We start from the raw sequence: 25,318 nt of genomic DNA on the forward strand, positions 1-25,318 counted from the left end.
AAGTGATTACTTACCGATACAGAACGACGAGAAAATGCGCCCAAGCAGGTCATCAGAGCTAAACTCGCCTGTGATCTCATTGAGGTGCTGCTGAGCAATGCGCAGCTCTTCTGCGAGGATTTCTCCCGCCATGTAGCCCTCAAGCTGTGTCTGGCCGATGTCGAGGTGCTGGGCTGCTTTCTCGAGCGCATCGAGGTGGCGACGACGCGCCATAAAGCCGCCTTCGCTATTGCCAGCAAAGCCCATGCACTCTTTTAGATGATTACGCAGTGCATCAACGCCTTGACCGGTTTTCGCCGAAAGACGGATCAACGTCGGTGAGTTGACATGACAGATCCCGAGATCTTCCCCGGTTTGATCGGCTTTATTACGGATCACTGTGATACCGATGTTATCCGACAGGCGATCGACAAAGTCCGGCCAGATCTCTTTCGGATCAGTGGCATCAGTGGTAGTGCCATCCACCATAAACAGCACGCGATCAGCTTGTTCAATCTCGTCCCAAGCGCGCTCAATACCAATCTTTTCGACCTCATCCGAGGCATCACGCAGGCCTGCAGTATCGATGATGTGCAGCGGCATACCGTCAATATGGATGTGTTCGCGCAAGACATCTCGTGTGGTGCCGGCAATATCGGTGACAATCGCAGATTCTTTACCCGATAGGGCGTTAAGCAGGCTCGATTTGCCCGCATTCGGACGACCGGCGATCACCACCTTCATTCCTTCACGCATGATGGCGCCTTGATTGGCCTCATTTCTTACCGCATCAAGGTTGTCGATGATCGCCTGCAGGTCGGTCGCGACCTTGCCGTCGGCAAGAAAATCGATCTCTTCTTCTGGGAAATCGATAGCCGCCTCTACATAAATGCGCAGGTGGATAAGTGATTCCACCAGCGTATTGATGCGTTTAGAAAACTGGCCTTGCAGCGATTGCAGCGCTGATTTGGCCGCTTCTTCTGAGCTGGCGTCAATCAAATCGGCGATCGCCTCGGCCTGAGTCAGGTCCATCTTATCGTTAAGAAAAGCACGCTCAGAGAACTCACCAGGGCGCGCCGGACGCACGTTATCAACCTCAAGGATACGCTTGATCAGCATATCCATGACTACAGGGCCGCCGTGGCCTTGCAGCTCAAGGACGTCCTCACCGGTAAACGAGTGTGGGTTAGGGAAGTAAAGGGCAATACCTTGGTCGAGCTCGGTGCCTTGTGCGGTTTTAAACGGCAGGTATTCTGCGTAGCGCGGCTTGAGGGTCTTGCCGGTTACAGCAAGGGCGACCTCATTGGCCTTAGGGCCTGAAACGCGGATGATACCGACGCCACCACGACCTGTCGCAGTAGCCTGAGCAACAATAGTATCTGTTGTCATAAGATGACCTTAAAAACGCTGTGGCGCCGTATGGAGCCATTTGGATGTATTGGAGAGAATTGTAATCAGCCTCAAACAAAAAGGCGACCTTTTGGCCGCCTTTCTTGGTGTTTCTTTAAGCTTAAAGGTTACTTAGAGTGTAGACCTTTCTTCTCAAGAGACTTGTAGATCAGTGTCTGCTGGATTAGCGTCACGATGTTTGACGTTAGCCAGTAAAGAACCAGACCTGATGGGAACCATAGGAAGAAGAAGGTAAACATCACCGGCATAAAGGTCATGATCTTCTGCTGCATAGGGTCGGTGACTGTGGTTGGGCTCATCTTCTGAATGATGAACATACTTGCACCCATCAGTAGCGGTAGGATGAAGTATGGGTCCATTGCCGCCAAATCTTGTAGCCACAAGAACTGCTCGTGACGTAGCTCAACCGATTCCATCAATGCCCAGTAAAGTGCAATGAAGATAGGCATCTGTAGGATAAGAGGTAGACAGCCGCCGAGCGGGTTTACTTTCTCTTTCTTGTACAGCTCCATCATCTCTTGGCTCATGCGCTGGCGGTCGTCGCCTAGACGCTCACGCATCGCCTGCAGCTTAGGCTGAAGCATACGCATTTTCGCCATAGAGGTGTATTGCGCTTTGGTCAGTGGGTACATCGCACCACGTACGATGAAGGTTAGACCGATGATTGCTAGGCCCCAGTTGCTCACAAAGCCCTGGATAAACGACAGCAACCAGTGCAGTGGTTTCGCGATGAACCATAGCCAGCCGTAATCCACTACTAGGTCAAGGTTTGGCGCCGTTGCTGCCATCTGGTCTTGTAGTTTAGGACCGGCCCAAAGCGTTGCGACTAGCTGCGCTTCGCCGCCATCAGCAATCGCTTTGTTTGGCATGCGTAGGCCGATATCGCCTAGGTTACCAATCACGCGAGTGTATAGGCTTGTGCCTGGCTCGTTGCGTGGGATCCAAGCCGTCGCAAAGTAGTGCTGGATCATTGCTGCCCAACCTTCACCGTTTGGTAGGTTTAGCGACAGGTTACGACTTTGCATGTCATCAAAGCTGTATTTTTTGTAGCGCGTGTCTTGCGTTGAGTAAGCACCGCCCGCGTAAGTTGGCATAGTTAGGCTGCCACCAGAGTCAGTCAGGTTTTGACGCAGGTGTGCGTACATGCCTAGCGTTGCCGTGCTGCCAGAGTTGTTCACTACATCGTAGATAACGTCGATAGCGTAGCTGTTACGCGTAAGTACGAACGTCTTGATGTAGTCGATGCCATTCTCGCTGAACGTCATTGGAATGCGCAATTCGTCTTGGCCATCCGCTAGAGTAAAGCTGTCTGCGCTTACTGAGTAAGTCGGACGATCGGCGCTGCTGCGGTCGATACCTTGAGGGCCAACCAGACCGCTTTGAGCGATAAACTGGTAGCCGGCTTCGTTTTTCAGCAGAGAGAAAGTCTCTTCTGATTCAAGCTCTGCGGCGTATTGGTTCAGGTTAGCTGCAACAATATCACCACCCATAGTGTCAATTGACAGAGTCAACACGTCAGTTGTCACGGTAATGGTGTGTGCTGAAGCTGCCTGAGCTGGCATTGGGTCTAGGTCATCTGCAAACCCCGAAGCAGGCAAACTGCCGTTAGATTGCGTCTGTAAAGCCGTCTGAGGCGCTGGATTCTTCTCTACATTCCATTGTTGGAAGAGTAGGAAAGAGACCAAAGCCAAAGCGATTAACAGAATATTACGTTGAGAATCCATCGTTATTTAATCTCTGTCTTTGTTTTGGACTGGTGGGACGGGGTCATAACCGCCATCATTTAATGGGTGGCATTTTAATAGACGTTGGCCAGATAACCAACATCCTTTTAAAAAACCGTGAGCTTTCAATGCTTCAATGGCATACATTGAGCAAGTAGGAGTGAAGCGACAACGCGGTCCTATCATAGGACTGATGACCCATCTATACAGATAGACCAAACCAATTGCTAGCCACGCGAGGGGCGAGAGAGACGGCGCCATAACTTTTCAAATAACTTGAACAATTCTTCATTGCTCAGATCTTGGGCGCTTTTTTTGGCAATGACAACAAAATCTTTGTTAGGAAGTTTGTGTTGACGAAGACGGAAGCTTTCTCGTGCGATACGTTTAAAGCGGTTGCGAGCGGGCGCAGTTTTGATTTGCTTTTTAGGAACAGCGAGACCAAGTCGGGGGTGAGAAAGAGTATTTTCTCGAGCGATGATAGTGAAATGGGGCGAGCCAGCTCGATGAGCTTGCTTGAAGACATTTTGGTAATGCTCGGGAGTTAACAAGCGTAACTCCCGATGGAATGCGTACTTATTCAAAATAATCGCGAATTATTTTGATAGGCGCGCACGGCCTTTTGCACGACGTGCATTAATTACTTTACGACCGTTCTTAGTCGCCATGCGTGCACGGAAGCCGTGAGTACGCTTGCGCTTTAGAACTGAAGGTTGAAAAGTGCGTTTCATGATAAATACCTTTACTGATCAGTTTTAGGTCAATGTTAACCCGGCGTGGGCAGCTATTGCTTTCTCTATATATAAGAGGAAGGTAGCCTTAAGTACCGACGCCTCTCAACAAAGAGGCGGAATTGTAATCACTGTCACATTTACTGTCAATCATAGATTGAGTGTCAGTAACATGAATCTTAGTAAAAAGCCAAGTTTCACTGTGGTGATAATTCCGGTCGGGCGATTATACGGAGCCAAACAAAAATCTCAAGGATCTTTCGATCCGAGTTGATCCTTGATCAAGCCCCAACTTGATTGAGGAATTTTTGCAAGCGAGGATCCTGTGGACGCTCAAAGATATCCTGTGGAGAACCTTGCTCGACAATATTTCCCTCTGCCATAAAGATCACTCGATCAGCGACCTCTCTGGCAAATTGCATCTCGTGGGTGACCACCAGCATGGTTTGGTGCTGAGCCGCGAGGGTTTTCATTAGTGCCAACACCTCGCCAACCCATTCCGGGTCCAGCGCGGACGTGGGCTCATCAAACAGCAGCAGTTCTGGTTTGAGCGCCATCGCTCGGCCAATACCCACACGCTGTTGTTGACCGCCAGAGAGGGCGGCTGGGTAGCTGTCGCCCTTGTCACCCAAACCGATCTCTTCGAGCAGTTGCTGCGCGTAAGCGTTGGCATCCTCTTTCTTCCAGCCGCGCACCGTGACTAGGCCTTCGGCGATATTTTGCCGTGCCGTCATATGGGTAAACAGGGCATAGTTTTGAAACACAAACCCGGTTTTACGCCTTAGGGCCAATACCTCAGCTTTGCTGTGTTGCTCGGCATCAACTGAGACATCATCGATGGTGATCCTGCCTTGGTCAGCTTGCTCGAGGAAGTTAACGCAGCGCAGTAGGGTGGATTTACCCGTGCCACTGGAGCCGATAATCACGATGATTTCACCTTGTTGGATCTCGATATCAACGCCCTTGAGCACCTCAGTGTTGCCAAACGATTTGTGAATGTTGTTAAGCTTGATCATCGTACATACGCCTTATTTAATCTCTCTTCTGCCCAAACTTGCACGCGGGTCAGGACTATCACTACCAGCCAGTAGATCAGTGCTACGGCAAGGAACGCCTCGAAAAAGCGGAAGCTTGAAGCGGCCTCCATCTGGGCGGTGGCCATGATCTCGACCACACCAAGGGTAAAGGCCAGAGAGGTCGACTTAATCATATCGATGAAGTAGTTCATTAGTGATGGCAGCGCAACGCGGGTGGCTTGCGGCAGGATGATCCGACGCATGGCTTGTGCTGTGGTCATGCCGACCGACAGGCTGGCCTCCATTTGACTGCGGTCGATGCCAATGATCGCAGCGCGAATACTCTCTGCTTTATAAGCGGCAAAGTGTAAGGTTAGGCCAATGACCGCTGCGCTAAAGGCGTCCAGTCCGACCAGGAATGGGAACACCTGTGGCAATCCATAGTAGAGCAGAAACAGCTGGACCAGAAGCGGGGTGCCACGAAAGAAGCTGATGTACAGCTGACTGAGTTGATTGAGGACCGGGATCTTAAACACGCGAATGTTGGCGATAACTACGGCTAAGATCAGTGAGAACACCAGTCCCCATATCGCCATCTCCATCGTGGTGCCAAGGTATTTAAGCAAAATTGGCAGCAAATCGAGCATATAAGCAAAATCAAAACCCATGACTTTTACTTTCCTTTTAATACAACAAAAGGTGGGATCCTAGAATCCCACCTAGATAATACAGTGATTGTTTGGTTTCGCTGAGTAAGCCGAAGGTGTGGCTAGTGAGTGATATCAGCGCCAAACCATTTTTCAGAGATCTTGGCCATGGTGCCATCAGCACGCATCGCAGCCACCGCCGCGTTGACCTCGTCACGCAATTGCTTGCCACGCGCGTTGTCGACAAACGGCCAGCCATTCTCGATGGTTTCAAATGGTTCACCGGCAAGCTGCAATGGCAGGCCTGTTTGCTTGATAAGCTCTAATGCCGATAGGCGATCCATCACAAACGCATCAGCGCGGCCGAGTGCCACGTCATGCTCGATGCCTGTGTCGTAGGTCTTGATGTTGATCTTGCCGTCTTTATCGTAATCGCGCAGTAGTTGCTCGAAGTTCGATCCTAGGTTGACCGCCACGGTTTTGCCCGCCAGATCGTCAATGCTCTTAATGGCATTATTGCCTTTACGCACCGTGATCTGCGCGCCATCAACCACATAAGGGTCAGCAAACAGGTATTTTTCAGTGCGGGCAGGGGTCATAGTGATCTGGTTAGAGATGGTGTCGATACGGCCTGACTCTAGCATGCCAAATAAACCGGAGAAGTTTGCGGTCACATAATTGACCTGATAATCGTTGCGACGACCGATTTCATCCCACAGGTCGACTTCAAAGCCCTGTAGTTGGTCTTGCTTAACAAAGGTAAAAGGGAAATAGCGTCCTGACATACCCACTTTGACTTCGGTCGCGGCGTGCCCAGTGGCCGCTGATAGCGCGATAGCAGCGATTGCTGCCTTCATCCAGTTATTCATAATACAGCTCCTAAATTATGTAACACGGGATACTACTGGTTGTTTTTATTCAGCAATAAATAACCTTCTGGCATAACTCAGACTAGTTAGTAATAACTCAATACTGGCGGGATCGCCTGACTTTGATCCGATTATTCACAGACTTATACCCAAATCTTGGATCTGGGTAAAATCGGCCAAATGTGGATCATCTTGTGAGTAATCTGGGGGATCGATGTGCTGATCCACGGCTTTTGCCGTGAATATCTGTGAATAACTCCGATCTTATTCACTGATCCGTCGATCATTTACTGGCGATCTTAGTTATCAACAGGTAAAATTGTGGGTCTTTCCAAGTTTTCTGTTTATTGAGTGGGGTCACCGTGTCATCTTCGCTTTGGTTGCAAGTTATGCAACAGCTTCAAGAGGAGCTGCCTGCTACTGAGTTCAGTATGTGGGTTCGTCCGTTACAGGCCGAATTAAACGATAACACCTTGACGCTATTCGCGCCCAACCGCTTTGTGCTCGATTGGGTGCGTGATAAGTACCTCAACAATATCAACCGTCTGCTGCAAGAGTTTTGCGGTAACGATGTACCGAGTCTGCACTTTGAAGTTGGTAGTCGCCCTGTTGCGGCGCCTAAGCCTGCGCCGACGCGCACGCCTGCAGATGTTGCAGCCGAGTCGTCAGCGCCAGCGCAGCTGCAAGCGCGTAAACCCGTGCATAAAACTTGGGATGATGATGCACAGGCGATCGCCGATATTAACCACCGCTCAAACGTAAATCCAAAGCACCGCTTTAAGAACTTCGTCGAGGGTAAGTCGAACCAGCTTGGTTTGGCTGCGGCACGTCAGGTGTCAGGTAACCCAGGCGCTGCCTATAACCCACTGTTCCTTTACGGTGGTACAGGTCTTGGTAAGACCCACCTACTGCACGCAGTGGGCAATGCGATTGTGGATAACAAACCCAACGCCAAAGTGGTTTACATGCACTCGGAGCGTTTTGTTCAAGATATGGTTAAGGCGCTGCAAAACAATGCCATCGAAGAGTTTAAACGCTACTACCGCAGCGTGGACGCACTGCTTATCGATGACATTCAGTTCTTTGCTAATAAAGAGCGATCGCAAGAAGAATTCTTCCATACCTTCAATGCCTTGCTTGAGGGTAACCAGCAAATCATCCTCACCTCAGATCGCTATCCAAAAGAGATCTCTGGGGTTGAAGATCGCCTCAAGTCTCGCTTTGGTTGGGGACTGACGGTCGCGATCGAGCCTCCTGAGCTTGAGACACGCGTGGCGATCTTGATGAAAAAGGCGGAGGATCACCAGATCCACCTGGCGGATGAGGTTGCGTTCTTTATCGCTAAGCGCCTGCGCTCCAACGTACGTGAGTTAGAAGGCGCACTCAACCGCGTGATCGCCAACGCCAACTTCACCGGGCGTCCTATTACGATCGATTTTGTCCGTGAAGCCCTGCGTGACCTGCTTGCTCTGCAAGAAAAACTGGTCACCATCGACAATATTCAAAAAACCGTGGCTGAGTACTATAAGATAAAGGTCGCGGACTTGCTGTCTAAGCGCCGCTCACGCTCGGTCGCAAGACCTCGCCAGTTGGCGATGGCACTGGCTAAAGAGCTGACCAACCACAGCCTGCCAGAGATCGGTGATGCCTTCGGTGGTCGTGACCACACCACCGTGCTGCACGCCTGTCGCAAGATAGAGCAGCTGCGTGAAGAGAGCCACGATATTAAAGAAGACTACTCAAACTTGATTCGCACGCTATCGTCTTAACGGCGATAGGGTTAGAGTAGACTTACGCTTGTTCAGATAATCCAATTAGAGCTGATAATGAAATTTACGATTGCACGCGAACACCTGCTAAAGCCTCTCCAGCAAGTTTCTGGAGCGCTTGGCGGTCGTCCAACCCTACCTATTCTTGGTAACCTACTGATTAAAGTAGATAACGGTATGTTGTCAATGACGGCCACCGACCTTGAGGTGGAGCTGGTGAGCAAGGTGGCTCTAGAGGCGGACAGTGAAGCTGGGGCGATCACCGTCCCATCGCGTAAGTTCCTTGATATTTGCCGAAGCCTGCCTGATTCAGCTCAGATCACCTTTGTTTTGGAAGGGGAGCGCGTCCAAGTGCGCTCTGGCCGCAGCCGTTTCTCATTGGCCACCTTGCCAGCGAACGACTTTCCGAATATCGAAGACTGGCAGAATGAAGCCTCGATCAGCCTGACTCAGGCTGAACTCAAGGGCTTGATTGATAAAACTCAGTTCTCGATGGCCAACCAAGACGTGCGTTACTACCTTAACGGCATGCTGTTTGAGATTGACGGCACCACGCTACGCAGCGTCGCAACCGATGGTCACCGAATGGCCGTGGCACAGACTGAACTTGCTAAAGCTGGTGACAATCAACAGATCATCTTGCCGCGTAAGGGCGTGCTTGAGCTAGTTAAACTGCTTGATGCGCCAGAGCAGCAGGTTGAGCTGCAAATAGGCAGCTCGAACCTGCGCGCTGAAGTGAACAACTTTGTCTTCACCTCTAAGCTGGTGGATGGCCGATTCCCTGATTACCGCCGCGTGCTGCCGCAAAGCACGACCAAGACGATGGAATCGAGCTGTGATGAGTTGCGCCAAGCGTTCTCACGCGCTGCGATCCTGTCGAACGAGAAGTTTCGTGGCGTACGAGTCAACCTTGATGGCACGGAGATGCGCATTACTGCCAACAACCCAGAGCAAGAGGAAGCCGAGGAGCTACTCGATGTGCAGTATGAGGGTGAGGCGATCGAGATTGGCTTCAACGTCAACTACGTGTTGGACGTATTAAACACCCTGCGCTGTGAGACGGTGCGCCTATCGATGTCGAGCGCCAATGCCAGTGCCCTGCTTGAGAATGCTGGTGACGACGGTGCGATGTACGTTGTGATGCCAATTCGACTCTAGAATGCCACTTTCCCGTCTGATTGTTCAGCAATTTCGCAATATTAAAGCCTGTGATATTCAACCATCACCAGGCTTTAATTTTCTTGTCGGTGCCAATGGTAGCGGCAAGACTAGTGTGCTAGAAGCCATCTATTTGCTTGGTCATGGTCGCTCGTTTAAGAGCAGCCTGACTGGGCGCGTGATCCAAAATGACCAGTCTGAGCTGTTTGTTCACGGCCGCGTGATGGAGCATTCTTTGAACCAAGATCAATTTGAGCTACCCGTTGGGATAAATAAGCAGCGTGATGGTTCAAGTGAGGTTAAAATAGGCGGTCAGTCTGGGCAGAAACTCGCGCAGTTAGCCAAGATCTTGCCGCTGCAATTGATCCACCCTGAGGGGTTTGAGCTGCTGACCGATGGCCCCAAGTTCCGCCGGGCTTTTATCGACTGGGGCGTGTTTCATACCGAGCCTGGTTTTCATGAAGCTTGGGGACGCTTTAAGCGCCTCAACAAGCAACGCAATGCCCTGCTGAAAAATGCTCAAAGCTATCGCGAGCTGAGCTACTGGGATAAGCAGATGGCGGAGATCGCTGAGCAGATAAGCCAGTGGCGCGAGGCCTATGTGACGCAGATGACTGAGGTGGCTCAGCGGATGTGTCAGACATTTTTGCCAGAATTTGATATCCAATTGAAGTATTATAGGGGCTGGGAAAAAGACACCCCCTACCATCAATTACTGGAACGAAATTTCGAGCGTGATCAGTCGCTCGGCTACACTTTTAGTGGACCGAACAAAGCGGATCTGCGCATCAAAGTGAATGGCACGCCTGTTGAGGACGTGCTGTCGCGTGGTCAACTCAAGTTAATGGTATGTGCGCTAAGAGTTGCCCAGGGTCAACACCTGACCCAGGTGACTGAAAAGCCATGCATCTATTTGATAGATGACTTTGCATCAGAATTAGATAGCCAACGTCGCAAGCGTCTCGCAGACTGCTTGAAGGCGACGGGGGCACAAGTTTTTGTAAGCTCAATTACCGCCGAGCAGATCGCCGATATGCGCGACGAGAGCGGTAAGCTGTTCCATGTGGAACAGGGACAGATTGAGCAAGGATAAATAGAGAGTAACTCATGTCTGAAAATTACGATTCATCGAGTATTAAAGTACTGAAGGGTCTGGATGCGGTTCGTAAGCGTCCAGGTATGTACATCGGCGATACAGACGACGGTACCGGTCTGCACCATATGGTTTTTGAGGTGGTGGATAACTCAATTGATGAAGCGTTGGCGGGTCACTGTAAAGACATCATTGTGACTATTCATGAGGATAACTCTGTCTCAGTACGCGATGATGGCCGTGGTATCCCAACCGAGATGCACCCGGAAGAGAACGTCTCTGCGGCTGAGGTTATCATGACGGTACTTCACGCGGGTGGTAAGTTCGATGACAACTCGTACAAGGTATCCGGTGGTTTGCACGGGGTTGGTGTTTCGGTAGTAAACGCCCTGTCTAAGCAAGTAACATTGACCATTCATCGTGGCGGTAAGACCCATACTCAAACTTATCATCATGGTGAACCCAAAGCGCCATTGAGCGTGGTGGGTGACACCGACAAAACGGGCACTGAGATCCGTTTTTGGCCAAGTGAACAGACCTTCACAAACACCGAGTTTCACTACGATATTCTAGCTAAGCGCTTGCGCGAGCTATCGTTCCTAAACTCTGGCGTTTCGATCAAGCTTAAAGATGAGCGTGAAGAGGATAAGGCTGATCACTTCATGTACGAAGGTGGTATCCAAGCGTTTGTTGAGCACCTCAATACCAATAAAACACCAATCATCGAGAAGGTGTTCCATTTTGACGCTGAGCGTGAAGATGGCATAGCGGTAGAAGTGGCGATGCAGTGGAACGATGGCTTCCAAGAGAACATCTACTGTTTTACTAACAACATTCCACAGCGCGATGGTGGTACTCACCTAGCGGGCTTCCGTGCGGCGCTGACTCGTACGCTGAATTCGTTTATGGACAAAGAGGGCTTCTCGAAGAAAGCCAAGACCTCTACCTCGGGTGATGATGCACGCGAAGGTCTAACAGCAGTTATCTCGGTTAAGGTACCGGATCCTAAGTTCTCAAGCCAAACCAAAGACAAGCTGGTTTCATCTGAGGTGAAGTCGGCGGTTGAGTCGGTGATGGGTGAAAAGCTTAACGAGTTCCTCGCTGAGAACCCAACCGAAGCGAAAACGGTTTGTAGCAAGATCATCGACGCAGCACGTGCGCGTGAAGCGGCGCGTAAAGCGCGTGAGATGACCCGTCGTAAAGGCGCACTCGATCTCGCTGGCCTGCCAGGTAAGCTGGCTGACTGTCAGGAAAAAGACCCTGCACTGTCTGAACTGTACATAGTGGAGGGTGACTCGGCAGGCGGCTCCGCAAAACAAGGCCGTAACCGTAAGAATCAGGCAATCCTACCGCTGAAAGGTAAGATCTTGAACGTTGAGAAGGCGCGCTTCGATAAGATGCTGTCTTCACAAGAAGTCGCGACTCTGATCACCGCGCTAGGCTGTGGTATCGGCCGCGATGAGTACAACCCAGATAAGCTGCGCTACCATAACATCATCATCATGACCGATGCGGATGTCGATGGTTCGCACATTCGTACGCTGCTGTTGACCTTCTTCTACCGTCAAATGCCTGAGCTTATTGAGCGCGGCTATGTGTACATCGCTCAGCCACCGCTTTACAAAGTGAAGAAGGGCAAGCAAGAGCAGTACATCAAAGATGAAGATGCGATGAACCAGTATCAGATTGCACTGGCTCTCGATAACGCAGCGCTGCATGTTAACCCAGAAGCACCAGCCTTAGCGGGTGAAGCGCTAGAGAAACTGGTTCAGCAGTACAACAAAGGTATCAAGCTGGTGGATCGCATAAGCCGCCGCTACCCACAAGCATTGATGCACGAGCTTATCTACACGCCACGTCTAACGGCAGAGCAGTGTCACGATGCTGGCGCGGTTGAGGCTTGGACCAAGCAGTTAGTCGATCAGCTAAACGCGAAAGAAGTCGGCGCAAGCCAGTACAGCGTTGAGGTTGAACAGCACGCTGAGCTAGGCCTAAACCTGCCGAAGGTGATTGTACGTACACACGGTGTGGTGCACGAGCACGTACTGTCTGTCGACTTCATCAACTCGAAAGAGTACAGCAAGCTTGCAGACCTTTCAGAGGCACTTGATGGCTTGATTGAAGAGGGTGCTTACATCAAGCGTGGCGAGCGTACTCTTGCTATCAGCAGCTTTGTTGATGCGCTTAACTGGCTAATCAAAGAGTCACGCCGTGGTCTAAGCCTGCAGCGCTACAAAGGTCTGGGTGAGATGAACCCAGATCAGCTGTGGGAAACCACCATGGACCCTGATACTCGTCGTATGATGCAGGTGACGATCGAGGATGCGGTTGGTGCAGACCAGCTATTCACCACGCTAATGGGCGATCAGGTTGAGCCTCGTCGTAACTTTATCGAAGAGAACGCGCTGAAAGTGGCTAACCTTGACGTCTAGTCGACACCAGCTTTAACCAAATTAGAAACAGCTACCGACAATCGGTGGCTGTTTTTTTTGGGGGCGACGAAATTAGGGGCGAGGTGCGGGGACGTTTCACTTCGGGGAGCGAGGAGGTCGTCACTTGAGGTTAATTGAGTGGTAGAGCCTTTGAGTCATCAGTGTGTTGGGTTTAAGGCTATGAAAAGTCGGGTAATAAAAAAAATTGAAGAAAATTACTTGAAAGGGGGCTTTGGTGTCCACATATCTTGTTATGAGGAGAGGGTATCTTGCTAGAGAATAGAAGATAGGCCGCCTCAAACCCGCCAACGGCGCATCGCTCTGATGAGGATAGCCCTGCTGGCTGACAATTTAACCTTGATCCCTACTCATGTCCCTGCGTCGGCGATAAGCGGCCTGTGGAATGAACCAGGATCTCTTAGCCAGTCATTTGATCACTTACAGTCACGATCAATGGCGTTTGAGGCTAAGACTATTGCTTACTAAGAGGATAGCATGATGAGAACTGTTGATTTTACACCCCTATACCGCAATGCAATTGGCTTTGACCGTCTGTTTAACATGATGGAAGCGAATTCAGCTAAAAACACTTCTGGCGGTTACCCTCCATACAATATCGAGCAAAAAGACGAAAACCACTACCGCATCACCATGGCAGTAGCCGGCTTTGCCGAGTCACAACTCGAGATCACCCAAAAAGAAAATATGCTACTGGTTAAGGGTGAGCGTCAAGCCGAAGAGGGTAAGAACTACGTCTACCAAGGCATCGCCGAGCGCGACTTCGAGCGTAAGTTCCAACTCGCAGATTACGTTAAGGTCGTCGGTGCAACCATGGAAAACGGCCTACTGCACGTAGACCTAGAACGTGAGATCCCAGAAGCAATGAAGCCTCGCAAGATTGCCATCAACGGCAACAACTTGCTTGAAGGCTAAGATTTTTCAATCTGAGATTGAGAGCGCCTAGATGGCGCTCTTTTTTTTTGCAAAAAAAAGAGATCGAGAGGCGAGATCGCTTTGCTGCGAGAACGCTTCGCTCGAGGTGGTGGAGCACTTGACAGTGGTGGCTAGGGTTGGAAAATTTTCTCGCCTCTCGCCTCTCGCCTCTCGCCTCTCGCCTCTCGCCTCTCGCCTCTCGCCTCTCGCCTCTCGCCTCTCGCCTCTCGCCTCTCGCCTCTCGCCTCTCGCCTCTCGCCTCTCGCCTCTCGCCTCTCGCCTCTAAAAAGTGACTACTGTAACTTTTTCATTTTGTTGTTGTTTGTGGGCAGTTACGTATACTTATCAGCATTAATTTTGGTCGAATTTTGGGGTTAAACCATGGGTCAGTTTTCCATTTTGGGCTTCATTGCACTTGGTGGTGCATTTGGTGCTTGTTCTAGATATTTAGTTTCTGAGTTGTGTGTACAGCTTTTTGGTCGTGGATTTCCTTATGGCACATTGACCGTCAATGTGGTCGGTTCGTTTGCGATGGGCTGCTTGATCGCCGCTTTTGAGAACGAGATGCTAGCCACTGACCCATGGCGACAAATTATTGGCTTGGGCTTTCTCGGTGCTCTGACGACCTTTTCGACCTTCTCAATGGATAATGTCCTGCTGATGCAGCAGGGGGCTTTTTTCAAGATGGGGCTCAATGTGTTGCTTAATGTTGTGCTCAGCATTTCTGCTGCCTGGCTAGGTTTTCAATTACTGGTTAAGAGTTAATTATCTGTTCTGATCCGATTGGTTTGTCACCACTAATTACCTATAATCGGAGTTCTCACAGATTTAGTGAGCTGAAACTTGTCGGAGTGCCACATTGGCTGAGACCGTTCATTCGGGATCCGTTGAACCTGATCAGGCTAACACCTGCGAAGGGAACAAGAGCAAGCGTGCTGCAATCTACATCGCTCACGCTAGCGTTCGATAGGACATCGACCGTCTTTTCGACCCTCTTGTCGCATCTATCCGCCAAGCATTTTCATTCCATTTCAAGCAAAGGAAGAATGCTATGTCGAATCGTAAACAAGCAAGACTGGAAGCAAAACAGTTTATTGATACGCTCTCTGTAGAGCCCTACCCAAATTCCTCGAAGGTTTATATTCAAGGCTCAAGACCGGATGTTCGTGTGCCTATGCGCGAGATCGCCTTGGCTGACACCCTAGTTGGCGGAACCAAAGAGGCCCCTATCTATGAGCCCAATGAGGCGATTCGAGTCTACGATACCTCCGGTGTTTATACCGATCCCGAGCACCAAATCGATCTTTACCGAGGCCTACCTAAGCTGCGCCAGGCATGGATAGAGGAGCGGGGCGATACCGAGTTGCTCGATGAGGTGAGCTCGGTGTACAGCAAGCAAAGACTAGAGGATGAGAGTTTAGACGAGTTGCGCTATGGTCATCTGCCACCTATTCGCCGCGCAAAGGCTGGGCAGTGCGTCACTCAGCTTCATTATGCGCGCCAGGGAATCATCACGCCAGAGATGGAGTTCATCGCCATTCGCGAGAACATGGGACGGGCTAAGTACCGCGATGAGGTCCTGACTCAGCAGCATCCTGGGCAGCATTTCGGTGCTAACTTACCGCAAGCTATTACCCCTGAATTTGTCCGCCAAGAAGTGGCTCAAGGGCGTGCTATCATTCCATCTAACATCAATCACCCAGAATCTGAGCCGATGATCATCGGTCGTAACTTCTTGGTAAAGGTCAACGCCAATATTGGTAACTCATCAGTCAGCTCTTCGATAGAGGAGGAGGTCGAAAAGCTGGTGTGGTCAACCCGTTGGGGCGGCGACACAGTGATGGACTTGTCGACTGGGCGCAATATTCATGAGACGCGTGAGTGGATACTGCGTAACAGTCCAGTGCCAATTGGTACTGTGCCTATGTATCAGGCGCTAGAGAAGGTCAATGGGATTGCTGAAAACCTTAACTGGGAAGTGATGCGCGATACTTTAATCGAGCAAGCCGAACAGGGTGTTGATTACTTCACTATTCACGCGGGCCTATTGCTACGCTATATCCCGATGACAGCGAAGCGCGTTACCGGCATTGTCTCTCGTGGTGGCTCGATCATCGCCAAGTGGTGTCTTGCTCACCACCAAGAAAGTTTCCTCTATACCCACTTTAAAGAGATCTGTGAGATCTGTGCCAAGTACGATGTTGCGCTGTCTCTGGGCGATGGCCTACGTCCAGGCTCGATTGCTGATGCCAACGACGAGGCACAGTTTTCAGAGTTGCGTACCCTTGGTGAACTGACCAAGATCGCTTGGCAGCATGATGTTCAGGTGATCATTGAGGGGCCAGGACACGTGCCGATGCACATGATCAAAGAGAATATGGATGAGCAGCTTAAGCACTGTCATGAAGCGCCTTTCTATACCTTAGGCCCTTTGACCACCGACATTGCCCCAGGTTATGACCACATTACCTCAGGCATTGGCGCGGCGATGATTGGTTGGTATGGGTGCGCGATGCTGTGTTATGTCACCCCCAAAGAGCATCTAGGTCTGCCAAACAAGCAAGATGTGAAGACTGGGCTGATCACCTATAAACTCGCGGCTCACGCAGCGGATCTGGCCAAGGGCCACCCTGGTGCACAAGTGCGTGATAACGCTTTGTCTAAGGCACGCTTCGAGTTCCGCTGGCAAGATCAATTCAACCTGTCTCTCGACCCAGAAACCGCACAGTGCTATCACGATGAAACTTTGCCTCAAGAGTCTGGCAAGGTGGCACACTTTTGCTCTATGTGTGGCCCTAAGTTCTGCTCGATGAAGATTTCTCAAGAGGTGCGTGAGTACGCCAAAGACAGCCAACAGGTCGCGGCAGACCAATCCATTGAAATTCAAATGTTGGACAATCCACTTGAAGGGATGCGTCAGAAATCCCAACAATTTCTAGACACTGGCTCTGAACTCTATCACCCAGTGACCAATACAGAGGACTAAACTATGCGCCTGCTCGTTCCGCAACAGCAGATTGAAATCACCCACAGCATTCAGCAGTGCTTGTTGGTCGCAAAGCAACATGGTTTTGCGACAGAAGCGATCAGCCTGGGCGTGAGCCCAAACGGTCAGTTTGAGCTTCACAATGATCAAAAGGAGGTCATTAGGATAAGCATTGATACAACCGGTGCTGTGACTAAGGCAGAGAGCGTTGATTGGCATTTTTGCTATCAGTTCAGCGCTGCCGAGCCATTAACGGTTGATGATGTTCGTCGCCAAGGTTGGGCAGCCAATACGATTTATATTGGCCTGCGGGATGAGCAAGGTTATGTCGATGCTTGGCAGCATCACGGGGAGGTGAGGGCGCTGAGTTATCTTTTAGGAGGTGTCTTTTCAACTGAACAACACCTAGCTTGGGTGATTAGTTTGTTGGCACTCGATTTCCCAATTGAGGATGCACTGACCTTTAGTCATGCTCAGCTCAATGTTTCACGTGAAACCTGGGCAAACGACTTTACCAAGTTCCCAACCCCTGTCCTTGAGGATCCGCGCCTTGGCGTTAGAGTTGGTTGGGCTGCGAATGCTGAAACCGTCACGTTTCCCGATATGGACAAACATCAGGTTGGCTTGTATCCCGTAGTGGATAATATCACCTGGATTGAGCGCCTGCTTAAACTCGGTATTAACACGGTGCAGCTGCGCATCAAGGACCCCAAAACACCGGATTTGGAAGCGCAAGTTAAGCGAGCCATTGAGCTAGGGCAAGAGCATCAAGCTCAGGTGTTCATAAATGACTACTGGCAGCTAGCCATCAAGCATGGCGCTTATGGGGTACACCTTGGGCAAGAGGACATAGAAGAGTCCAATCTAAGTCAGCTTGCGCAGGCGGGTATCTGTCTGGGTCTCTCGACTCACGGCTACTATGAATTATTGCGTATCGTGCAAATCAATCCGAGCTATATCGCCCTGGGGCATATTTTCCCAACCACGACCAAAGACATGCCGTCTAAACCACAAGGTCTAGTGCGCCTTGGCCACTACCAAAGCCTGATCAATTCTATTCCTTATGGACCTGACTTTGGCTATCCAACGGTGGCTATCGGTGGCATTGACCTGACTAATGCCGACCAAGTTTGGCAGTGTGGTGTGTCCAGTTTAGCCGTGGTTCGAGCCATCACCTTGGCAGACAGTCCACAGCAGGTGATTGAGCAGTTTGAGCAAATTATGCAGCCGATGACGGAGGAAGCGCATGCTATCTGAGCGAATGCTATCTGACCGTGATTTTATTCGTTACCAAAGACAAGTCTCGCTACCGAATATTGGTGAGCAGGGGCAAGCAAAATTAGGTCGCGGGCACGTGCTGATCATTGGTTGTGGCGGGCTTGGCTCGGCAGCAAGTTTGTACTTGGCTGCTGCGGGTGTCGGTCGTCTGGTGTTGGTTGATGACGATGAGGTTGATTCAAGCAACCTACAGCGTCAAGTGGTCTATCGCGAATCACAGGTTGGCCAAGACAAAGTCGCAGCCATGGCTGAGCAATTAACTGCGCTTAATGCTGAGCTCAACGTGCGTGTTATCGCCAAGCGCTTGGATGAGAAACAACTGGCCTTAGAGATCATGCTGGCGGATGTTGTGCTCGATTGCACGGATAATATCGCCTCTCGACAGATGATTAATCGCCTGTGTTATCAGCAGCAAACACGTTTGGTGTTTGCATCTGCCATCGGTTGGCAAGGGCAATATTGTTGGTTTGATTTCCAACAAGATACTAGCAGTGGTTGCTATCGCTGTATCTATCCGTTTGATGAACTTCCACAGGCGACTAAGTGCAGCGAATCGGGGATAGTTGGGCCGGTTGTTGGGACAATGGGGAACTACCAAGCGTTAGCTGCTATCCAGTGTCTTGCTCTTGAGCAACCCGCGATAAAAGCCAATCAACTCCACTTATTCGATGGCCTTGCCATGACATGGCAAACCCTCTCAACTCATCGCGATATGTCGTGCAGTGTTTGCTCGAGCGATGGCAACTAATCCAGGATACATCATGAATACCATTAGCATAATTATTAATGATCAAGAGCAACGGGTGGCTTCGAATACCAGCTTAGAGGACATTATCAGTCAGTTCGCACTCCCACAACTGGGCTGTGTATTTGCGATCAATAATGCGGTTGTTCCGCGTGATCAATGGTCATCAACGCATCTCAATGACGGTGATGCAATCTCACTATTTCAAGCAATTGCCGGAGGTTAAGCATGTTAACTATCGTAGATAAACAATTTGATTCACGCCTGTTTACGGGTACGGGCAAGTTCTCAAGCAGCCAGGTAATGGCACAAGCAATCCAAGCCTCTGGTAGTCAGCTAGCAACTATGGCGCTGAAGCGCGTTGACGTCAATGACAGTCAAGATGATATCTTGAAGCCTTTGGTTGACTGTGGGGTGAGTTTACTGCCGAACACCTCGGGTGCAAAGAACGCCAAAGATGCGATTTTTGCCGCGCACCTGGCGCGTGAGGCGCTGGGTACTAACTGGCTCAAATTGGAGATCCACCCAGACCCTAAGTACTTAATGCCTGACCCAATTGAAACTCTAGCGGCGGCTGAGCAATTGGTTCGAGATGGCTTTATTGTGCTGCCGTATTGTCACGCCGACCCAGTTTTGTGTAAGCGACTTGAAGAGGTCGGTTGTGCGGCCGTCATGCCACTCGGTGCTCCAATTGGTTCAAACAAGGGTATTGCTTCGCACGATTTTCTAGAGATTATTATCGACCAAGCCAATGTACCTGTTGTGGTTGATGCAGGGATTGGCGCGCCTTCTCATGCTGCTCGAGCAATGGAAATGGGCGCCGATGCGGTGCTGGTGAATACTGCGATTGCTGCTTCATCAAATCCGGTTGCAATGGCGATAGCCTTTAAACAAGCGGTCGAGGCTGGGCGCAGCGCTTTTGAAGCGGGCCTTGCTGGTCAGGTATCGAATGCAGTGGCATCAAGCCCACTGACGGCCTTCCTTGATGACCTGTAATTAGGGGGACTTGATGAGCTTTGTAAATCAATTTAGTCAGTTAGATTGGGATGATATCTCGCTGTCTATCATGAGTAAGACCGCTGCCGATGTCGAGAGGGCGCTGGGGAAAAACAAACGCGATCTTGAGGACTTCAAGGCACTGATCTCTCCTGCTGCTGAGGGCTATCTAGAGCAGATGGCTCAGCAGTCTTTTGCTTTAACGCGCAAGCGATTTGGCAACACGGTGTCTCTATACATTCCTTTATATCTCTCGAATCTTTGTGCGAATGCCTGCACCTATTGCGGCTTCTCGATGGAGAATCGCATTAAACGTCGTACTCTCAATCAAGAGGAGATCGAAGCTGAACTCGACGCTATCAAACAGATGAAGTTTGATAGTGTTTTGTTGGTCACAGGGGAGCACGAGACCAAAGTAGGGATGAATTACTTTCGGCAGATGGTGCCTGTGATTAAGCAACAGTTTAATTACTTGGCAATGGAAGTGCAGCCGCTGGAGCAAGATCAGTATGCAGAGCTTAAGCAACTTGGGCTCGACGCGGTGATGGTTTATCAAGAAACCTACCACCCATCTACCTACGCTCAACACCATTTGCGAGGCAAGAAAAAGGACTTTGAGTATCGCTTGGAGACACCAGATCGATTAGCCAAAGCCGGCATCGATAAGATAGGGATTGGTGCCTTGATTGGCCTCGAAGATTGGCGTACTGACTGCTTCTTCGTTGCCGCGCATCTTGATTATCTAGAGCGTACCTACTGGCAGACACGCTACTCAATCTCGTTCCCGCGTTTACGTCCTTGTGAAGGGGGGTTACAACCCAAGTCGATAATGAGTGACAAACAGCTTGTTCAACTGATCTGCGCCTATCGACTGCTTAACCCTGAGGTTGAGCTATCGTTATCCACGCGCGAATCACAGGCGTTTCGTGATGCTGTATTACCCCTTGGGATCACCACCATGTCAGCCGCCTCAAAGACCCAACCCGGTGGCTACGCAATGGAAGATGTAGAGCTAGAGCAGTTTGAGATCAGCGACGAACGCAGCGCCATTCAGGTTGCCGATGCGATTCGTAAAAAGGGCTTTGACCCCGTCTGGCGCGACTGGCACTCAGTCTATTCAGGCTAATTATTCTCGATAGGTTTCACGTGAAACACTCTAGTTTCGTATCGAGGGAACATTAAAAAGCGCCTAGTGTGAATAACACTAAGCGCTTTTCTTTAAGGGAAGAGGTAATAGGTTCGAGGTGCGGGTTACACTTCGTTCCGGGGTGCGAGTATTACGGCGCGTGCTTTAATCTTCCCGCATCTCGTCTCTCGATTCTCGCCTCTTAAGCGTGTGAAAGTGGGCGAGTGGCTGACTCTAGCCAAGCCTTCACTTCACCTTCAACTAACGGGCTAAGGTCTAGCCATACTTTGCGATGGTAGTCATTCAGCCATGCTAGCTCTGGTTTGGTTAGTAGATTGACATCGATGTTGCGGTAATCGATTGGGCAGCGTGTTAGTGATTCGAAAGTCAGTATCGAGAAATCACCTTGTGTTGCTTGCTCAACCACTAACTCCAAGTTCTCGATTCGGATACCAAATGCATCCGCTCGGTAATAACCTGGCTCGTTAGACAGCACCATACCTGCTTCAAGGGCGACATCAATCTGGCGTTTAGAGATGCTTTGTGGGCCCTCATGGACACTAAGGAAATGACCAACACCGTGACCGGTTCCATGGTCATAATCAAACCCTTCAGCCCATAGGTGTTGTCTTGCTAAGGTATCAAGTTGATAACCTCGGGTGCCCTTAGGGAAACGGGCACGAGCAATGCCAATATGGCCTTTAAGCGCGAGGGTAAACTGACGCTTCATCTCATCGCTAGGATTACCAATCGCGATGGTACGAGTGATATCGGTGGTGCCATCTAGGTACTGACCACCCGAGTCAACCAAGTATAACGAGTCCATTGTCAGGTGACCTGGCGTTGGTTGGTTAATGTGGTTGTAGTGACACATCGCGGCATTGCTACCAGCGGCAGAAATGGTATCAAAACTCAAATCGACTAAGGTCGGATCTTCGCGGCGATATTGCTCCAATTGGTCAGCTAACTGCGCCTCATCTAATAGGTTACCAAGCCCGACTTGTGCATCAAGCCAAGTGAGGAATTTGACCATCGCGACACCATCACGAATATGACAATCGCGCATGCCGCCGATCTCAACCGGGTTTTTGCACGCCTTGCTCAGTAGGGTTGGGTCTGGCTGGGCGATGACATTCGCACCGGCGTTTTGCAGAACTAGCTTTATCCATGCATTCGATGTCGCAGGATCAACAATCACACTTTTCTCTGTCAGTGCCTCTAATCGCACTGGCAACTGCTCACTTGGTAGAACTGTCACGCTCGGGCCGGTGTGCTGCTCAAAGCTTTGTGGCAATCGGCTTGGATCAATGAAGAAGTCCAGCGCTCCATCTTTATATAGGATGGCATGAGAGAGCAAGACGGGTAGGCGAGAGACGTCTAATCCACGAATGTTAAGTAGCCAAGCAATAGAATCGAGCGCGGTGATCACGGCAGCATCAGCACCTGCTTGATTTACCTTATCTGCGATGGCTGAACGCTTATCTTGGCTCGATTGGCCGACTTGCTCTGTTGCCATCAGCATGACTTGAGACAGGCTTGGTGTTGGACGGTCTTGCCACAGCTCGTCAATAGGGTTGGTGCTCAGCAGGCAGACTTGATGCTTTGATGCTAGCTTGGTTTGTGCTGCCTCTAACCAATTAGCATTATGCATACGTGGGTCTACCGCGACCTTGGCACCTGGCTGTAGTTGTGCCAGCAACCAATCCAGTGCAGGCTCGTCAATCAGATGGCGGTATTCAAACTCGCTGCTTGGGACTTGTTTAGTCACTTGTACGGTGTAGCGGCCATCAACAAAGATGGCGGCATTTTGCTTGGTCACTATGGCAACACCGGCTGAACCTGTGAAGCCAGTGAGCCAGTGTAGGCGTTCGTTGTGGGCGGGGATGTACTCACCGAGATACTCATCTTCATGGGGAAGGATGAAGGCATCATAATTTTGGCTTTCTAGCCAATGGCGGAGCTGAGCGACTTTTTGTGGGGTTTGTTGTTCCATGACGTGTGTTCCTTTATACATGAGTCACTTGCTGGTTTGAATCAGCAGGGCTGACGGTGTTCTTTTTCCTCTGTTCTCTTTTTATCTCAGATGAGCGGTCTTTTCTACGATAATCTGCTTAAGCCAGCGGATGGCGGGTTCAGAGCTTCGGTCTCTATGCCAAAAAAGTGTGTAGGCCATCGGTGGAAACTTCAGAGGCAAGGGCAATAGGGTTAGCCCTAGTTGCTTACTCACCATCTTGGTAAAGTGGGCCGGTGCGGTGAAAACCAAATCGGAGTAAGTGCACAGGCTTGCGGCACTATTAAAATCCGGCACTGTGATGGCAATGTCCCGAGCCAAACCGCGGTCGGCAAGTCGATAGTCGAGCAGCCAACGATCATTGCCATCACATCGTACTTGGACATGACGCAATCCCAGGTAGGTGTCTAAACCCCAAGCCTGGTTGAGAACTGGATGGTCGTTTCTTACCACGCACATTTGCAAATCGCGATAGATTTCTTGCTCGGCGATCCCCTCTGGAGCGAGCATGGTTAAACGTGCATCACGGATATCGATATCCTTACCGGTGATCCCCATATCCAATTCACCATCCAAGATACGCTTGAAGGTATCCTTTTCCCATACATGGGTGGAGAAGTTGATGCTAGGCGCGTGATGAAACACATCAGGTATAAAGTGGGGAAGCACCAGAGAATAGATACTCTCAACGGCGGCGATTTCAAAGCGGTGCTGACTGGTGGACGGGTCAAATTCTAATGGCTCATCGAGCGCCTTTAGCTGACGGATCAGTTGATGGATTTTGGGTTTGAGTTGCAGGGCGCGAGGAGTCGGGCTTAGACCTTGAGGGGTGCGAGTAAACAGTGGGTCATCAAAGTGATCGCGCAGTCGCGCCAGGCTTTTGCTCACGGTAGACTGTGAGAGGCAAAGACGCTGTGCGGCGCGTGTGACGCTGAGTTCTTCGAGTAGTACATTCAGTTGCCACAGTAAGTTGAGGTCGGGTCGGGTGCGCTGGTCAGCTGACATAGTCATCTCTCATAGTCATCACTTATAGGAATAAAAGATATGACCAAATACCACTTCTAGTCATAGTAGTGATTGTATAGCATGCAGCGAATTATTCATCTTTGCTGGTTTAGAGGCACCATGAGCACCCAATCATCTTCCCGTTATGCTTTCTTTGTTTTGTCATTGTTAGTGTTGTTCAGTCCTTTGGCGATCGATATTTATCTGCCGGCCTTACCAGAGATGAGCCAAACGTTTCACGTGGAACCTGCGCGAGTAAAAGACACTATCACTTGGTTTATGATCGCGATGGGGATTGGTCAGTTATTTGCTGGTCCCCTTGCTGACCGTTTTGGTCGAAAGCCGATTGCTCTGACTGGGGTGATGCTATACCTTTTGTCTTCTGTCATGGCGTATTACAGCTCGAATATCGAATGGCTGTTAGCAGCACGAGTGCTGCAGGGTATTGGTGCTTGTGCAACGTCAGTAGCGGCTTTTGCCAGTGTGCGCGATCTCTATGGCGCCAGAAACAGCGGCAAGATGATCAGCTATCTCAACGGTATTATCTGTTTCATTCCGGCCTTGGCTCCGATCCTCGGTGCATGGCTTACTCAATGGTTTGGTTGGCGAGCGAACTTTACGGTAATGGCAGTCTTTGCTTTCGTTGTAGGCATCATCGTAGTGGTGAGCATGCCATCACAGACCAGCCCCAAAACTAAACAAGCTATCGACTTGCGACACTATCGGCATGTTTTGAGTAACCCAAGCTTTATGTTTCATGCCCTGATGTGCATGCTAGCGATGGGGGTTATTCTTGGTTATGTTACTGCCGCACCAAACTACTTGATCGGAGAACTTGGGCTGAGTATGTCGCAGTTCACTGTGTGGTTTTCAATGAACGCAGCGATTAATATTCTGGCGTGTTTTATTGGTCCAAAATTACTGCAAGCAAAAGGGCCACACTTGACGCTGATTGTCGGGATTGCTCTACTTTCCGCTGCGGCTTTGGTGATGATGAGTGCCGTCTTTGGTCCATCAGCACTGTCGTTTATGTTGCCAATCTTTGTTGCATCAGTGGGTTTTGCGCTTATCTTGGGCGCTGCTGCGGGCCAAGCACTAGCGCCTTTTGGCGACAAAGCCGGGACTGCATCAGCAGTATTAGGCCTGTTTCAGATGACGGGGGCAGGCATGCTTGTCACCCTAACGCAGGGCTGGTTTGAGTCGTCGGTAACGCACATGGTGTTATTGATGTCATTGAGCGCGCCTGGCCTGATCATTCTTATTACTCAGCGTGCTCGGGCTTGGTATCCCACTTTGGTAGTAGAGAAATAAACTTTAATGGTGAATGCTTTGTTTTTGCTCACTTTGTGGGTATATTTATACGCTTTAACACGTCTTTATTTATTTCCCCTGTTTCCACGGCCAATCAAG

Annotated in this window: 23 protein-coding genes and 1 riboswitch; of the genes, 13 read left to right on the plus strand and 10 right to left on the minus strand. The window is 50.2% G+C overall.

Annotated elements, in window-relative coordinates; genetic code table 11:
- Positions 1-6: 6 nt before the first annotated feature.
- The 8 genes from mnmE to ACZ5R2_RS02280 all read right to left on the minus strand — a co-directional run bounded on the left by mnmE (position 7) and on the right by ACZ5R2_RS02280 (position 6,376).
- Positions 7-1,368, minus strand: a complete 1,362-nt coding sequence (gene mnmE, locus ACZ5R2_RS02245) for a tRNA uridine-5-carboxymethylaminomethyl(34) synthesis GTPase MnmE (protein ID WP_438459659.1) — start codon at positions 1,366-1,368, stop codon at positions 7-9.
- 128 nt (positions 1,369-1,496) lie between these two features.
- Complete coding sequence (gene yidC, locus ACZ5R2_RS02250) at positions 1,497-3,113, minus strand: membrane protein insertase YidC (RefSeq protein ID WP_464900856.1); 1,617 nt, start codon at positions 3,111-3,113, stop codon at positions 1,497-1,499.
- A 6-nt stretch (positions 3,114-3,119) separates the two neighbouring features.
- Complete coding sequence (gene yidD, locus ACZ5R2_RS02255; protein WP_438475343.1) at positions 3,120-3,374, minus strand: membrane protein insertion efficiency factor YidD; 255 nt, start codon at positions 3,372-3,374, stop codon at positions 3,120-3,122.
- The gene (rnpA, locus tag ACZ5R2_RS02260) at positions 3,341-3,697 is read right to left on the minus strand and encodes a ribonuclease P protein component (RefSeq protein ID WP_438459662.1); all 357 of its coding nucleotides are present in this window, start codon (positions 3,695-3,697) and stop codon (positions 3,341-3,343) included. Before rnpA ends, yidD begins: the two co-directional genes overlap by 34 nt.
- A 12-nt stretch (positions 3,698-3,709) precedes the next feature.
- Positions 3,710-3,844, minus strand: coding sequence for a 50S ribosomal protein L34 (gene rpmH / locus ACZ5R2_RS02265; protein WP_006880025.1), 135 nt, complete (start codon positions 3,842-3,844; stop codon positions 3,710-3,712).
- A 281-nt stretch (positions 3,845-4,125) separates the two neighbouring features.
- Positions 4,126-4,860, minus strand: coding sequence for an amino acid ABC transporter ATP-binding protein (locus tag ACZ5R2_RS02270; protein WP_464900857.1), 735 nt, complete (start codon positions 4,858-4,860; stop codon positions 4,126-4,128).
- On the minus strand, positions 4,857-5,528 hold the full coding sequence (locus ACZ5R2_RS02275; RefSeq protein ID WP_464900858.1) for an amino acid ABC transporter permease: 672 nt from the start codon (positions 5,526-5,528) through the stop codon (positions 4,857-4,859). Before ACZ5R2_RS02275 ends, ACZ5R2_RS02270 begins: the two co-directional genes overlap by 4 nt.
- Positions 5,529-5,629: 101 nt before the next feature.
- Complete coding sequence (locus ACZ5R2_RS02280; RefSeq protein WP_464900859.1) at positions 5,630-6,376, minus strand: amino acid ABC transporter substrate-binding protein; 747 nt, start codon at positions 6,374-6,376, stop codon at positions 5,630-5,632.
- Positions 6,377-6,738: 362 nt separating this feature from the next.
- Here ACZ5R2_RS02280 and dnaA point away from each other — a divergent pair, with 362 nt between their 5' ends.
- The 12 genes from dnaA to thiH all read left to right on the plus strand — a co-directional run bounded on the left by dnaA (position 6,739) and on the right by thiH (position 20,892).
- Complete coding sequence (gene dnaA, locus ACZ5R2_RS02285) at positions 6,739-8,145, plus strand: chromosomal replication initiator protein DnaA (RefSeq protein ID WP_464900860.1); 1,407 nt, start codon at positions 6,739-6,741, stop codon at positions 8,143-8,145.
- Between the two features lie 57 nt (positions 8,146-8,202).
- Positions 8,203-9,303, plus strand: a complete 1,101-nt coding sequence (gene dnaN, locus ACZ5R2_RS02290; protein WP_464900861.1) for a DNA polymerase III subunit beta — start codon at positions 8,203-8,205, stop codon at positions 9,301-9,303.
- 1 nt (position 9,304) lies between these two features.
- On the plus strand, positions 9,305-10,396 hold the full coding sequence (gene recF / locus ACZ5R2_RS02295; protein ID WP_464900862.1) for a DNA replication/repair protein RecF: 1,092 nt from the start codon (positions 9,305-9,307) through the stop codon (positions 10,394-10,396).
- Positions 10,397-10,410: 14 nt separating this feature from the next.
- Entirely contained in the window at positions 10,411-12,828 is a 2,418-nt protein-coding gene (gyrB, locus tag ACZ5R2_RS02300) for a DNA topoisomerase (ATP-hydrolyzing) subunit B (protein ID WP_464900863.1), read from the plus strand.
- 498 nt (positions 12,829-13,326) lie between these two features.
- Positions 13,327-13,761: an Hsp20 family protein gene (locus ACZ5R2_RS02305; protein WP_438459915.1), complete on the plus strand. Its 435-nt coding sequence runs from the start codon at positions 13,327-13,329 to the stop codon at positions 13,759-13,761.
- A 381-nt stretch (positions 13,762-14,142) separates the two neighbouring features.
- Positions 14,143-14,526 carry a fluoride efflux transporter CrcB gene (gene crcB / locus ACZ5R2_RS02310; protein ID WP_464900864.1) on the plus strand — a complete coding sequence of 128 codons (384 nt, stop codon included), beginning with the start codon at positions 14,143-14,145 and terminating at the stop codon, positions 14,524-14,526.
- Between the two features lie 72 nt (positions 14,527-14,598).
- Positions 14,599-14,698: riboswitch (TPP riboswitch) on the plus strand.
- A 114-nt stretch (positions 14,699-14,812) separates the two neighbouring features.
- On the plus strand, positions 14,813-16,747 hold the full coding sequence (gene thiC, locus ACZ5R2_RS02315) for a phosphomethylpyrimidine synthase ThiC (RefSeq protein WP_464900865.1): 1,935 nt from the start codon (positions 14,813-14,815) through the stop codon (positions 16,745-16,747).
- A gap of 3 nt (positions 16,748-16,750) precedes the next feature.
- The gene (locus tag ACZ5R2_RS02320) at positions 16,751-18,004 is read left to right on the plus strand and encodes a thiamine phosphate synthase (RefSeq protein ID WP_464900866.1); all 1,254 of its coding nucleotides are present in this window, start codon (positions 16,751-16,753) and stop codon (positions 18,002-18,004) included.
- Between the two features lie 4 nt (positions 18,005-18,008).
- Complete coding sequence (locus tag ACZ5R2_RS02325) at positions 18,009-18,773, plus strand: HesA/MoeB/ThiF family protein (RefSeq protein ID WP_464902286.1); 765 nt, start codon at positions 18,009-18,011, stop codon at positions 18,771-18,773.
- A gap of 13 nt (positions 18,774-18,786) precedes the next feature.
- The gene (thiS, locus tag ACZ5R2_RS02330; RefSeq protein ID WP_464900867.1) at positions 18,787-18,996 is read left to right on the plus strand and encodes a sulfur carrier protein ThiS; all 210 of its coding nucleotides are present in this window, start codon (positions 18,787-18,789) and stop codon (positions 18,994-18,996) included.
- A gap of 2 nt (positions 18,997-18,998) precedes the next feature.
- Positions 18,999-19,766 (plus strand): thiazole synthase, encoded by a 768-nt coding sequence (locus tag ACZ5R2_RS02335; protein ID WP_464900868.1) that lies wholly within the window; start codon positions 18,999-19,001, stop codon positions 19,764-19,766.
- Between the two features lie 13 nt (positions 19,767-19,779).
- On the plus strand, positions 19,780-20,892 hold the full coding sequence (gene thiH / locus ACZ5R2_RS02340; protein ID WP_464900869.1) for a 2-iminoacetate synthase ThiH: 1,113 nt from the start codon (positions 19,780-19,782) through the stop codon (positions 20,890-20,892).
- A gap of 202 nt (positions 20,893-21,094) precedes the next feature.
- On the opposite strand, the gene ACZ5R2_RS02345 is transcribed toward thiH, so the two are convergent.
- Positions 21,095-22,885, minus strand: a complete 1,791-nt coding sequence (locus tag ACZ5R2_RS02345) for an aminopeptidase P family protein (RefSeq protein ID WP_464900870.1) — start codon at positions 22,883-22,885, stop codon at positions 21,095-21,097.
- Between the two features lie 81 nt (positions 22,886-22,966).
- Entirely contained in the window at positions 22,967-23,908 is a 942-nt protein-coding gene (locus ACZ5R2_RS02350) for a LysR substrate-binding domain-containing protein (protein WP_464900871.1), read from the minus strand.
- 120 nt (positions 23,909-24,028) lie between these two features.
- On the opposite strand from ACZ5R2_RS02350, the gene ACZ5R2_RS02355 reads away from it, so the two are divergent.
- Positions 24,029-25,219 carry a multidrug effflux MFS transporter gene (locus tag ACZ5R2_RS02355; protein ID WP_464900872.1) on the plus strand — a complete coding sequence of 397 codons (1,191 nt, stop codon included), beginning with the start codon at positions 24,029-24,031 and terminating at the stop codon, positions 25,217-25,219.
- Positions 25,220-25,318 lie beyond the last annotated feature (99 nt).

It is taken from the genome of Vibrio sabulosilitoris, assembly GCF_055391395.1.

Coding starts and splice junctions, on each gene's coding strand:
- ACZ5R2_RS02275 (WP_464900858.1), bottom strand. CDS start 5,528: ATGGGTTTTGATTTTGCTTATATGCTCGATTTGCTGCCAATTTTGCTT.
- ACZ5R2_RS02355 (WP_464900872.1), top strand. CDS start 24,029: ATGAGCACCCAATCATCTTCCCGTTATGCTTTCTTTGTTTTGTCATTG.
- thiH (WP_464900869.1), top strand. CDS start 19,780: ATGAGCTTTGTAAATCAATTTAGTCAGTTAGATTGGGATGATATCTCG.
- ACZ5R2_RS02270 (WP_464900857.1), bottom strand. CDS start 4,860: ATGATCAAGCTTAACAACATTCACAAATCGTTTGGCAACACTGAGGTG.
- ACZ5R2_RS02325 (WP_464902286.1), top strand. CDS start 18,009: ATGCTATCTGACCGTGATTTTATTCGTTACCAAAGACAAGTCTCGCTA.
- rpmH (WP_006880025.1), bottom strand. CDS start 3,844: ATGAAACGCACTTTTCAACCTTCAGTTCTAAAGCGCAAGCGTACTCAC.
- gyrB (WP_464900863.1), top strand. CDS start 10,411: ATGTCTGAAAATTACGATTCATCGAGTATTAAAGTACTGAAGGGTCTG.
- recF (WP_464900862.1), top strand. CDS start 9,305: ATGCCACTTTCCCGTCTGATTGTTCAGCAATTTCGCAATATTAAAGCC.
- ACZ5R2_RS02350 (WP_464900871.1), bottom strand. CDS start 23,908: ATGTCAGCTGACCAGCGCACCCGACCCGACCTCAACTTACTGTGGCAA.
- yidD (WP_438475343.1), bottom strand. CDS start 3,374: ATGGCGCCGTCTCTCTCGCCCCTCGCGTGGCTAGCAATTGGTTTGGTC.
- dnaN (WP_464900861.1), top strand. CDS start 8,203: ATGAAATTTACGATTGCACGCGAACACCTGCTAAAGCCTCTCCAGCAA.
- ACZ5R2_RS02305 (WP_438459915.1), top strand. CDS start 13,327: ATGAGAACTGTTGATTTTACACCCCTATACCGCAATGCAATTGGCTTT.
- thiS (WP_464900867.1), top strand. CDS start 18,787: ATGAATACCATTAGCATAATTATTAATGATCAAGAGCAACGGGTGGCT.
- thiC (WP_464900865.1), top strand. CDS start 14,813: ATGTCGAATCGTAAACAAGCAAGACTGGAAGCAAAACAGTTTATTGAT.
- yidC (WP_464900856.1), bottom strand. CDS start 3,113: ATGGATTCTCAACGTAATATTCTGTTAATCGCTTTGGCTTTGGTCTCT.
- ACZ5R2_RS02280 (WP_464900859.1), bottom strand. CDS start 6,376: ATGAATAACTGGATGAAGGCAGCAATCGCTGCTATCGCGCTATCAGCG.
- mnmE (WP_438459659.1), bottom strand. CDS start 1,368: ATGACAACAGATACTATTGTTGCTCAGGCTACTGCGACAGGTCGTGGT.
- crcB (WP_464900864.1), top strand. CDS start 14,143: ATGGGTCAGTTTTCCATTTTGGGCTTCATTGCACTTGGTGGTGCATTT.
- ACZ5R2_RS02335 (WP_464900868.1), top strand. CDS start 18,999: ATGTTAACTATCGTAGATAAACAATTTGATTCACGCCTGTTTACGGGT.
- ACZ5R2_RS02345 (WP_464900870.1), bottom strand. CDS start 22,885: ATGGAACAACAAACCCCACAAAAAGTCGCTCAGCTCCGCCATTGGCTA.
- ACZ5R2_RS02320 (WP_464900866.1), top strand. CDS start 16,751: ATGCGCCTGCTCGTTCCGCAACAGCAGATTGAAATCACCCACAGCATT.